Source organism: Candidatus Rickettsia colombianensi, assembly GCF_003664375.1.
In the GTDB taxonomy this organism is placed as follows: domain Bacteria; phylum Pseudomonadota; class Alphaproteobacteria; order Rickettsiales; family Rickettsiaceae; genus Rickettsia; species Rickettsia tamurae.
Genome location: NZ_RAQN01000007.1, coordinates 42,927 through 54,190, shown reverse-complemented (window position 1 = coordinate 54,190; position 11,264 = coordinate 42,927). Strand labels below are relative to the sequence as shown.

The following is an 11,264-nucleotide window of genomic DNA, read 5'->3' as shown; positions in this document are numbered from 1 at the left end:
GTGTTAAAAATAATATCCGGTAAATATAGAAACCAAATTATACCTACCGCTAAAAATATCAAATATCGACCTTCCACCGGTAAGCTCAAAGAGGCAATATTTAGTATATTAACCTCCGGTGAGTTTACCGGTAATAAATTATTTAACGAAAATACCCACATACTTGATTTATTTGCCGGTAGTGGTAGCCTTGCTTTTGAGAGCCTATCAAGAGGAGCAGGTTTTGCTACCTTAATTGATATTGATACATCCTCATTAAAAATAGCAGAAGGATTTGCTAAATCTCTAAACATTGAAAATAATGTTAATTTCGTTAATATTAATGCTTTAAATCTACCGAAAGCCAATAAAGCTTTTGATCTTGTACTTATCGACCCCCCTTATTATAAAGATATAGTGCCTAAAGTAATGAAGTCGCTTATAAACAATAACTGGTTTAAAGACGGTACTATCATAGTTATTGAGATGGCTAAACTAGATGACTATGTGTTAGATGAAAATATTGAAATTTTACGTGAAAAACTATATGGTAAGAGTAAGCTATTGGTTTTAAAGAAACGTCATTGCAAGGAGGCATTGTTGCGTGGATCAATTTCACCTCTGTCACCCCGTGGCTTGACACAGTGGGTTTTACCGGTCCACGCAACAATGCCTTGTGAGGAAAAACTGTAAGTTTCGACGAAGCAATCTCAGGAATCCTACTTTATGAGATTGCCACGCTCCTTGTAGTCGCTTGCAATGATGCATATATACTTCATCATCGAATAAAAACATGACCAAAGACAAAAAGCATTATACATGTTCTAACTGTGGAAATACTAGTCCTAAATGGTCGGGGCAGTGCTTTGATTGCGGTGTATGGGGTAGTATTGTTGAAGAGATAGTAAGTTCAAATAAAGCAATTGTTAAAACAGGTAGCAAACAAGATTTCGATAAACTTTCAGGTCACGTAGCCGAGCAGTTACGCATCCCTACCCCTATAGGTGAATTAAATAGAGTACTAGGCGGCGGTTTAGTGCTTGGTTCTGCTATATTAATAGGAGGAGACCCTGGCATAGGCAAATCTACTTTGTTACTACAACTAGCAGCAAGTAACTTTGCATCAAAGATGAATTGCTTATATATAACGGGCGAAGAATCGTTAGACCAAATAAAATTAAGAGCCATAAGGCTAAACCTAACTAACTATAATACCGATATTTTAGCAGCTACTAATTTGGAAGATATTATTGCAAGTATAGAAGCAAATAAGAATAATATTGATTTAGTAGTGATTGATTCTATTCAAACAATTACCACAAAAGAATTATCCTCACCTCCAGGTACTGTTTCGCAAATTCGTACATGTGCAAATGAACTCGTTAATTATGCCAAACAAAATAATATAATTATTTTATTAAGCTGTCATGTAACTAAAGACGGACAACTAGCAGGTCCTAAGATACTTGAACATTTAGTTGATACCGTGCTATATTTTGAAGGAGATCATAATAATCATTTCCGTATTTTACGCTCATATAAAAATCGCTTTGGCGGTGTAGGCGAAATAGGAGTATTTGAGATGAGCGGCAGCGGGCTTATTGAAGTAACAAATCCGTCTGAACTATTTTTAATGAAGCGAGAGCAGAACGTTATAGGTACGTCTATTTTTGCAGGAATCGAAGGTTCAAGACCGTTACTTATGGAAGTACAAGCCCTTATAGTACTCTCAAATATGGTAACTCCTAGACGCTCTGCGGTGGGCTGGGATGCTAATAGGTTATCAATGATACTTGCCGTGCTTAGTAGTAGGATAGGACTTAACCTTGCTAATTATGAGGTATATTTAAGCATTGCGGGGGGACTTAAAATTGCCGATCCTGCTTCTGATTTAGCAGTAGCAACGAGCTTAATATCTGCTGCAACCGGCAAACCTGTACCCGAACATAGCGTCTTTTTCGGCGAAATAAGCTTATCGGGTGAAATAAGAAAAACCGCAAAAGCAGAAACAAGAATAAAAGAAGCCATAAAACTTGGATTTAATAAGATTATCTGCTCTAAACTTGAAAATTTAACGTACGACTTTATATCTTCCGTCTCACATTTAAAGGACCTAAAAGAGATAATTAAATGAGTATAGTTTATGAAATAAGAAATTTGGAAGAAGCACGTAATTTTTTATCTAGTGTAGAAGAGCAGCTAATATTAACAAATCATGCCTCTAGCGTAAAATATTACGGTATGCTAGCAATTGATTACATGTTTAAAACTTTAAGTAAAGAATTTCCGGAAAAAGTTTTAGATCTTACCGTAAATGTAGGAGAGGATCACGCCGCTTTATTTACTGCAATCAAACTAGGGTATAAGAATATAGCATATACAGGGGATTCTGAGGAAGCTAGGGGGTTGTTGTGCGGATATCAAACCGTCATTGCGAGCGAACGCTAGTGAGCGTGGCAATCTCAGGCATTTTTCCGAGATTGCGTACGTACAATTACTATTGTAAATTTCCGGCTTTGTTGCACGGATACCGAGTCGTCATTGCGAGCGACTGAAAGGAGCGCAGCAATCCAGAAAATAATTAAAAAAAATACTAAAAATTAGCATTTTTAACTGGATTGCTTCGTCAATTATTCCGTAATTTTCCTCGCAATGACGAAAATTTAATAATAAAAACCATGAATATCAAAGATATAGGGGTAATAATTGCTAACAAACCTTTAAAAGAAAATACATTTATTATTACGGTTTTTACTAAAAATCATGGTTTATATTCGGGGGTTGTAAAAGAATCTTCTAAAAAAAACAAATTTATATATCAGGAAGGGAATATTGTAGATTTTCTTTGGCAGGCAAGACTACACGAACATATCGGCATGGCTAAATGTGAACTCATCAAATCTTACACCGGTTATTTTATAATAAATAAAGCTAAATTATATGCCTTTAATTCCGTTATATCTTTAATCAAAGAGTTATTTCATGAAAGAGAAGAACATTCTAATTTTTTTTTATTTCTAATTAACTATTTAGATAATTTATCAAAGAATTTTTGTTTTCGTGATTATATTAATTTTGAGCTAGCTTTACTTGCCGAGACGGGTTATAAGCTTGATCTTACCAAGTGCGGCGTGAGTCATGTTACAACTGATTTAACCTATATATCACCTAAATCAGGTAGAGCATTATCATATAAAGTAGGGAAACCTTATAAAGATAAATTATTGATTTTACCAAGATTTTTACTATCAGAAAATAACGAGATTACATTAGAAGAAAAAAAACAAGCTATAACTCTAACAAACTATTTTTTTTATAGGTATTTATTTCATAATAATAGACAGGCTGAAGCACGCCAAGCTTTTATGGAGTATATTTTATAGTAAATCAAGTAGTATTAGGTGCAATTTATAGGAAATATTTTATTTTTTTAAAGATATAACGAATACCGCTAATTCGGTATGAGATATGTTTTTAAAAAATTAAAGGATGCTGTAGAAATTGCACCTAATACTACTTGATTTACTATAAATAATTCTTAGAGATTCTATATTTTTACTTTTATTTTTCTTAATTTAATGATATACTTATTTAAGTAATTACTTAAATAAGTATATCATATGACTAGACTAAGCATAGATATACCAAACGAATTACATCATTTTCTTAAAGTTCATACTGCACATAAAAATGATACTATTATGAATTTTGTAAGACGATATACCGTAAAATAGAACAGAAAAAAGAATTAAATACAGAATCAATAAAAATATTAGAAAAATCAGCAAAAGGTTTAAATATTAATAAATATTCTTCATATAAAGAAATGTATAAAAAACTTAATTTAATATGATTCTGCAAACTTCTACTAAACGTTTTGAGAAAGAATTACTACTTATGTATAAACGTGGTAAAGACATTAAAAAGCTAATTAAAGTTACAGATTTATTAGTAGAAAATATTAAAGCCGGTATCGCACATCATTTATTACTCCCTACCAAATATTGCTACATAAAATTATTAATATGGAAAATATTTGGGATTGTCATATAGATCCTGATTGGCTGTTACTTTATTATTTGGATGATGAAGTTTTAAGATTAGAACGTACCAGTACACATAGTGACTTATTCAAATAATAATCTATGAAAATACTAGCATTTGACACAGCCAATAATACTGCATCGGTAGCAATATCCGAAAATGAGAATATCCTTGCATATATAGAAGAATTACGCCCTTCTATGCAAGCAGAAAATCTAATGCCGATGATGGAAGACGTGATGAAAGCAGCTAAATGTTCATATGATGATTTAGATTATTTAGCGGTAACTAACGGACCCGGTAGCTTTACCGGCATTAGAATAGGACTTGCTAGTGCTAAAGGTATATTATTTGCCAAGGAAAATATTAAAGCATTAGCGGTTAGCAATTTTGAATATGCCTACTTTAGAGCCATAACTCAAGTTAAAGATTATGATAAAATATATGTCTTTTTAAACGCTTATCGCTCACAGCTTTATATGCAAGTTTTTCATAAATCAGGAAAAATAGAAGAGCCGTTATTGATAGATTTCGAGTATGCTATAAAACTGCTTACAAATGAGAAAGGGAATATAGTTTGTTGCGGTAGCGGGCTTGAATTTATATATCACCAAATTATGCATTTACCGAGTATAATAACCTTGCCACGTTTTGCACGAGTTAAAGCCTGGGTTATTTGTAGATATATTGTTAATAAATTGTCGAGCGATATAAAGTTAAACAGCTCTATCGAACCGCTATACATACGCCCTCCTGATGCTAAAATAGCAATCAATTATGTCATTCCTAGTTAAAAGTAGGAATCCATTTACTGGATTCCTGTGATCGAACGAAATGACATAAGAGCTGTATTATACGTATACTACATCATCCTTCATAATTAAAGACTCAAAATAATTATAAGATAATTCACCTGATAACTTCATAGTAAAATCACTATTAGAGTGTTCTACTTGATTGTCTGATACTTCTATTTCATCTTCACAATCAGAGAATCCGGAATCACTATCAGATACTTCACCTGATTCTTGCTTTGCACACTTCTTGTCATGTATTAAGGTTATTATTTGCCCAACTAATGATTTCGATAAATCATGATTATCCAAGTCAATAATATCAATGATTCTTACTAGACTTTCATCTGAGGCGTTATTAATTATCTTTGCTAATTTATTATTTGGAATACTACTAACGATTCTTACTAAATTTTTATTTGGAATAATATCAAAATTTTCTGCAAGTTTTTCTTCTCCTACTAAAACAATTATATTTTCAAGCCATTCATCAGAAATATTCTCATTTGATAATTTTTTTAGTTCCTGCTCTGTAAGTTCTTCTAAAGAAAGATTATTAGGGTTTTCATTAAATAATTTATCCAACTTATCTCGTGTAATTAAATCTATTACTTTTTCAAGATACCAAGGCATAATATAATTAACTAATTTTTGTGCTTGCTCATCAGAAATATTATTAATTAATTTTGCCAATTTTTTATATGTCATCTTTTCAAAAACTTCATCTAATTCATTTTCAGGCGTGCTTAAAATTTCTTCTACTAATTCATTATCAGAAAGAGTTTCAAGTTGATCTAAGAGATTAAATGTTTCTTCAGCGTTATTATTTAAATAAGAAAAAACTTTATTACTCACAAAATTAAAAGTTTCAACAACTTTAGAAGAAAAAATACTAGATGTATTTTTTATAATATTAAAACTCTTTACTCCAAAATCATAAACTGTTTTTAATGATGAACTAAATGTACTGAAAAAACCTTTACTTTCAGGTATGTTAGTTATGCTTGTAGGTGTACTAATTATATTATCAGCTTCATTCATAATATCAGTTTGAGAGATGCCTAGAGTATCTGGCTGATCTTTTACTACTTCTTGTGAGGTTGTTTTAGAATTTAAAAATCAGTATTTCCTTCTTGATTAGTAGTTTGCTTTGGATAAGTTATAAACTCAAATTCATCGTTAGCAAGATAGGAGGCAGGCTTTGGAGAAATATTATGTGTGATTAAATTTTGTAACTTATTAAAAATTGATGTTATTGCCATACCTCATTTCTTATTATAATAATCAGCATTGCATTATAATAGAAATTATGAGGAGGTCAAGATAAAAGCTAATAATTATTAACTTTTTATTATATTTTACTTAAAATTGATTAATTTATCCAAGAGGGATATTCTACTAAATGTCATTCCCGCGAAAGCAGGGCGTTGTTGCGTGGTTCTAACTTTTCGTCATTGCGAGGAAATTATGAAATAATCTCAGGAGTTTGTTATTATTTCATGAGATTGCCACACAGTCTACGACTGCTCACAATGACGATTTAGTAGTATCCATACAACAACGCCGGGGTACTTGTGATAATGTAGCCAATTTTTGAAGTTCAACGAGTATATTATAATTGTCTTTGTTCTTGAATTAGCTCAAAAACTTCAACTGTGTCTCCTTCTCTAATATCTTCGTAATTTTCAAATGCTATACCACACTCATATCCTTCTCTAACCTCTTTAACTTCATCTTTAAAGCGTTTTAAAGTTTTGAGTTTTCCTTCATGAATGACTACATTATCACGTAATAAGCGTACGCCCGCTCCTTTCTTAATAATCCCTTTAGTTACATAGCTACCGGCGATTTTACCGACTTTGGTAATATTGAATATTTGTCTAATTTCTACGCTTCCGATATACTGCTCTCTAACGATCGGATCAAGCATACCGCTCATAATGGCTTTTACGTCATCAATTAAATTATATATTATACTATAATATCTAATATCGACTTTTTCTTTTTCTGCAACAGTTAAAGCATTTGCCCCTACTCTAACGTTAAAGCCGACAATAATAGCCGAAGAAGCATGGGCAAGAGATACATCGGATTCCGTTATCGGACCTACGCCGCTATGAAGTATATGAAGTTTTATTTCATCACTCGGTAATTTTAATAAGCTACCTGAAATAGCTTCAACCGACCCTTGAACATCACCTTTAATAATTAAAGGTAACTCCTTAATTTTACTATTACCGGAAGCTTTTAAAAATAAATCTTCTAAACTTGAACGCGGTGCAATAGATATTTTCTTTTCTTTAGCAAGACGCATTCTATATTCAGCTATATCTTTTGCTTGTTTCTCATTTTGTACTACGTTAAATTTATCGCCGGCAAAAGGTATTTCGTTTAAACCCTGAATTTCTACAGGAACAGACGGAGTTGCTTCCGCTATTTCTAGTCCCTTATCATTGGTTATCTTTTTAACTTTGCCGTAAGAAGAACCGGCTATTATAATATCACCATTTCTTAAAGTACCTCGCTGAACTAATATAGTGGTTAGCGTTCCTCTTCCTTTTTCAATTTTTGACTCGATTACAACACCGGCAGCTGAACCGAAAGGGCTTGCCTTTAAATCCTGCATTTCTGCAATTAATAAAATTGCTTCTTCAAGTTTATCTAAGTTAATTTTCTTTAGTGCCGAGATAGGAATAACCATAACGTCGCCACCTGCCTCTTCGCCGATAATTTCGTGGACATATAATTCGTTCTTTACACGCTCAATATCAATATCAGGCTTATCAATCTTATTAATAGCTACAATTATAGGCACGCCCGCTGCTTTCGCATGATTAATTGCCTCAACCGTTTGCGTTTTGATTCCATCATCTGCTGCGACCACTATAATAACTATATCCGTTACTTTAGCACCTCTTGACCGCATTTCCGAAAAAGCTTCATGCCCCGGAGTATCAATAAAAGTAATCGCTCTACCATCTGCAAGAGTTACTCTATAAGCCCCGATATGTTGGGTAATGCCGCCTAGCTCACCTGCAGCAATATCCGTAGATTTAAGAGCGTCAAGCAATGAGGTTTTACCATGATCGACATGCCCCATTACCGTCACAACCGGAGCACGCGTTCTTAAATCTTCAACCTTATCATCACTAATTAAAACATTTTCAACATCTGATTCTTGGACTCTTTTTACCGTATGCCCTAAATTTGTTGCAACTAGTTCTGCCGTATCGGCATCTATTGTTTGGCTAGCATTTGCAAGAATACCGAGTTTCATTAATTCTTTAATTACATCAGCCACTCTTTCAGACATAGCATTTGCAAGATCGCCGACTCCGATAACTTCCGGTATCGTCACTTCTCTATATACTTTCTCAGGTGCTTGTGATACTAATTTACGCTTTTCTTTTTCTCTAGCTCTTTTTATAGAAGCAAGACTTCTAGTTCTACCGCTGCCGCTTTCGTCGTCGCTAAGCATATTGAAAAGATCGGCTTTTTTGAATTTTTTTGGCTCTTCTAGCTTAATTTTTGGTGCGACTACTTTACTGTCTGCTGTTTTATCTAATTCTTTCTCTGATTCTATACCGTAACGTGTTCGCATTCCTACTAAAGGAGACTTTACAAAAGTTTCTTCTTTCTTTTTAGGTATTTGTGACGGTGTATCTTCATCATCTTGAACGATTTTAGCACTAACTTCTACTTTATTTTCTTCGGTATTTTGCTGTTTTTGTTCAATTTCTTTATCAGTTTCTAGCGGTTCTATTTTTGAGTTAACAGACTGGTTAATACTTGCAATTTTACTTAAAGTGCTTATTTGCGAAGGGTCATTTAATTTAGATTGCTCAGCAGCTTTTTTAAGAATAGATAAACGTCTATTAAATTCTTCCTTATTAGCATCAATAACAGTTTGATCTAAGCTATTTCTTTCTTTATTTAATGAAAGGGTAGTACTACCGGTAGAACTTTTTCTAACTTCTACTAGCGTTTTAGATTTAGCATTAACAAAGCTTTGAGCTCCTGTAAGAGAGTCAAAAGACTTATTAAGTGATAATTTTGAATTGCCAAGTGTCAACTTTTTGGGTTTGATTTCCTGGTTATCCGTCATATTTAAAACCTTTGTGTTTCTGTTTTTTCCGTCTACTACTTATTATGTCATTCCCGTAGAAATATTGTTACGTGGATCAGTTTTTTTCATCATTGCGAGCAGCCGTAGGCTGCGTGGCTCTAAATTGCTTTTAGCTAGGAAATACACCCAACCTACTAACTATCCTTTAATTCACCGTGCTGTCTAGCAGTTTTAATCAGCAATTTAATATTTTCGTCCGTTATATTAGAATTTGGAGCTAAATTTTTAAATTCATTTACGCTCATCTCTCCTAAATCTTCTATGGTCTTTATACCATATTCGGCAAATTTTAATATTAATTCAAGCGGTAATTCTAATATATCTATTAATTCTTGCTCAACTCCTAGATCCTCTAGCTTTTTGATAATCTTTTCATTCTTAAGGTCGACGTAATTAATAGCTCGATTTTTGATCTCTACGGCAAGTTCTTCCTCAAAGCCTTCGATTCTTGTTAAAGTACTAATCTCACTACTAGCAATTTGTTCTACTGAATTAAATCCCGTTACTGATAAAAGCTGACCTATAACTTCTTCAACATCTAAAGCTTCCATAAATAATTCCGTAGAAGTTAAGAATTCTTCATTTCTTCTTTTTGATTCTTGCTCTTCGGTCATTATATCGATATTCCAACCTGTAAGCTTAGAAGCTAAACGAACATTCTGCCCTCTTCTACCTATTGCAATACTTTGATTTTCTTGCGAAACTACTACTTCTACCTTATGCCTATCCTCATCAATCAAAATTTTTGTGATTTCCCCAGGTGCAAGCGGTGCAAGAGCATTAACTATAAACTGTGCAAGATCATTACTCCATAATACTATATCAATTTTCTCTCCGTTTAATTCATTTGTTACGGCTTTTACTCTATTACCTCTAATACCTACGCATGAGCCTACAGGATCCATACTACTATCCGAAGCAAATACCGCTATTTTTGCTTTTGAACCGGGATCACGTGCTACTGATTTTATTTGAATAATATCTTCAAGAATTTCAGGTACTTCTAACTTAAATAGCTTAACCAGCATCTGGTTATCTACTCTAGACAAGAAAATCTGAGGTCCTTTTGTTTCTTGCCTTACATCCTGTACATATGCTTTTATACGATCATTAGGTTTAAAATTCTCACCCTTAATTAATTGATCTTTTTTTATTATTGCTTCAGCACGACTCAAGTCAACTATTATATCACCGTATTCTATTCTCTTAACTATCCCGTTTATAATTTCGCCTGTTCTATCTTTAAAGTCATGATATTGTTTTTCACGTTCAGCTTCTATAACACGTTGAGTTATAACTTGTTTTGCAGCTTGAGCCGATACTCTAGCATGATCAATCGGCGGTAAATATTCATATATTTCATCACCAATTTTAGCTTCCGGATTCTTTATTAAAGCTTCTTCAAGTGAGATTTGCGTTAAGTAATCTTCTACATTTTCTACTATTTTTAAGATCCTTAAAAGATTTATCTCACCGGTTTTCCTATTTATCTGAGCTTTAATATTATATTCATTACCGTATTTTTTTCGTCCTGCTACTTGTACCGCTTGTTCAACCGTTGAAATCAAAATTTCTTTTGATATTCCTTTCTCACGGGCTACAGAATCTATAATTTGTAAAATTTCTACATTACCTATATTAGACATACATTATTCTTATTGCTTTAGGTTCTTGCGTACAATTTCTAAAAAGATTTAATTTTGGTTATTTTTTAAAAATACCTCAAAATAGCTAATCAATTAGAAACTTTCACAGAACCTAGTAATTTTTTAAATACTTCTTCAGTTAAAACTAGATTAGCATTTTTAATTAAATCATAATCAATTAGTACTTCTTGTTCTTCACATTTTAAATATATTTTATTATTTTCGGCTTTAATTATTTTACCCTGATAACGAGTTTTGCCGTTCAATAACTCCTTAAGTTTGATTTTAACTTCTCTTCCTAAAAATCTATTATAATTTTCAAACTTTACTAACGGACGTTCAAGACCGCTTGATGCTACCTCTAAAGAATATACATCTTCTATTAAATCTTCAACATCTAGAATAGCGGAGATAGTCCTACTTGCTTTAGTACAATCTTCCACAGATATTTTTTCGCCATTTAAGCTATCAATCAATATCTCGACTACTTTAGGGTTAACACCTTTAAACTTAACAAGAACTAACTCAAAACCCATATCCGTCAAGGATTCTTCTATTACATTTGTTATTTGTTGTTCAATAGTTTGCATATTTGATATTTATAACAAAAAAGGTGGGATAAACCCACCTATCTATAATTTTTATAATGCTTACCGTAATGAAAATACACTAATT

10 protein-coding genes and 1 pseudogene are annotated in these 11,264 nt (G+C 32.7%); 7 read left to right on the top strand and 4 right to left on the bottom strand.

Annotation, left to right across the window (positions count from 1 at the left end; all coding sequences use genetic code 11):
• From rsmD to tsaB, 7 genes are all read left to right on the top strand, one after another.
• Complete coding sequence (gene rsmD / locus D6968_RS01830) at positions 1-672, top strand: 16S rRNA (guanine(966)-N(2))-methyltransferase RsmD (RefSeq protein ID WP_032138752.1); 672 nt, start codon at positions 1-3, stop codon at positions 670-672.
• A gap of 100 nt (positions 673-772) precedes the next feature.
• Positions 773-2,113: a DNA repair protein RadA gene (gene radA, locus D6968_RS01825; protein WP_121543004.1), complete on the top strand. Its 1,341-nt coding sequence runs from the start codon at positions 773-775 to the stop codon at positions 2,111-2,113.
• Positions 2,110-2,427, top strand: coding sequence for a hypothetical protein (locus tag D6968_RS01820; protein WP_121543002.1), 318 nt, complete (start codon positions 2,110-2,112; stop codon positions 2,425-2,427). Before radA ends, D6968_RS01820 begins: the two co-directional genes overlap by 4 nt.
• A gap of 230 nt (positions 2,428-2,657) precedes the next feature.
• Positions 2,658-3,362: a DNA repair protein RecO gene (gene recO / locus D6968_RS01815; protein WP_121543000.1), complete on the top strand. Its 705-nt coding sequence runs from the start codon at positions 2,658-2,660 to the stop codon at positions 3,360-3,362.
• Between the two features lie 466 nt (positions 3,363-3,828).
• On the top strand, positions 3,829-4,032 hold the full coding sequence (locus D6968_RS01810; protein WP_023508108.1) for a type II toxin-antitoxin system RelE/ParE family toxin: 204 nt from the start codon (positions 3,829-3,831) through the stop codon (positions 4,030-4,032).
• Positions 4,005-4,118 (top strand): type II toxin-antitoxin system mRNA interferase toxin, RelE/StbE family, encoded by a 114-nt coding sequence (locus D6968_RS01805; protein ID WP_121542998.1) that lies wholly within the window; start codon positions 4,005-4,007, stop codon positions 4,116-4,118. The genes D6968_RS01810 and D6968_RS01805 overlap by 28 nt, the downstream gene beginning before the upstream one ends.
• 6 nt (positions 4,119-4,124) lie before the next feature.
• Positions 4,125-4,817 carry a tRNA (adenosine(37)-N6)-threonylcarbamoyltransferase complex dimerization subunit type 1 TsaB gene (gene tsaB, locus D6968_RS01800; RefSeq protein WP_121542996.1) on the top strand — a complete coding sequence of 231 codons (693 nt, stop codon included), beginning with the start codon at positions 4,125-4,127 and terminating at the stop codon, positions 4,815-4,817.
• A gap of 57 nt (positions 4,818-4,874) precedes the next feature.
• Here the strand turns inward: tsaB and D6968_RS01795 are convergent.
• From D6968_RS01795 to rimP, 4 genes and pseudogenes are all read right to left on the bottom strand, one after another.
• Positions 4,875-6,079 (bottom strand): annotated as a pseudogene (locus tag D6968_RS01795) (hypothetical protein).
• A gap of 350 nt (positions 6,080-6,429) precedes the next feature.
• Positions 6,430-8,922, bottom strand: a complete 2,493-nt coding sequence (infB, locus tag D6968_RS01790; RefSeq protein ID WP_121542994.1) for a translation initiation factor IF-2 — start codon at positions 8,920-8,922, stop codon at positions 6,430-6,432.
• A gap of 155 nt (positions 8,923-9,077) precedes the next feature.
• Complete coding sequence (gene nusA, locus D6968_RS01785) at positions 9,078-10,589, bottom strand: transcription termination factor NusA (protein ID WP_121542992.1); 1,512 nt, start codon at positions 10,587-10,589, stop codon at positions 9,078-9,080.
• 89 nt (positions 10,590-10,678) lie between these two features.
• On the bottom strand, positions 10,679-11,179 hold the full coding sequence (gene rimP, locus D6968_RS01780) for a ribosome maturation factor RimP (RefSeq protein ID WP_121542990.1): 501 nt from the start codon (positions 11,177-11,179) through the stop codon (positions 10,679-10,681).
• Between the last annotated feature and the right edge of the window lie 85 nt (positions 11,180-11,264).

What these genes read in the sequence shown, in the direction of transcription:
- radA (WP_121543004.1), top strand. Translation starts at nt 773, where the DNA reads ATGACCAAAGACAAAAAGCATTATACATGTTCTAACTGTGGAAATACT.
- D6968_RS01820 (WP_121543002.1), top strand. Translation starts at nt 2,110, where the DNA reads ATGAGTATAGTTTATGAAATAAGAAATTTGGAAGAAGCACGTAATTTT.
- recO (WP_121543000.1), top strand. Translation starts at nt 2,658, where the DNA reads ATGAATATCAAAGATATAGGGGTAATAATTGCTAACAAACCTTTAAAA.
- D6968_RS01810 (WP_023508108.1), top strand. Translation starts at nt 3,829, where the DNA reads ATGATTCTGCAAACTTCTACTAAACGTTTTGAGAAAGAATTACTACTT.
- D6968_RS01805 (WP_121542998.1), top strand. Translation starts at nt 4,005, where the DNA reads ATGGAAAATATTTGGGATTGTCATATAGATCCTGATTGGCTGTTACTT.
- tsaB (WP_121542996.1), top strand. Translation starts at nt 4,125, where the DNA reads ATGAAAATACTAGCATTTGACACAGCCAATAATACTGCATCGGTAGCA.
- infB (WP_121542994.1), bottom strand. Translation starts at nt 8,922, where the DNA reads ATGACGGATAACCAGGAAATCAAACCCAAAAAGTTGACACTTGGCAAT.
- nusA (WP_121542992.1), bottom strand. Translation starts at nt 10,589, where the DNA reads ATGTCTAATATAGGTAATGTAGAAATTTTACAAATTATAGATTCTGTA.
- rimP (WP_121542990.1), bottom strand. Translation starts at nt 11,179, where the DNA reads ATGCAAACTATTGAACAACAAATAACAAATGTAATAGAAGAATCCTTG.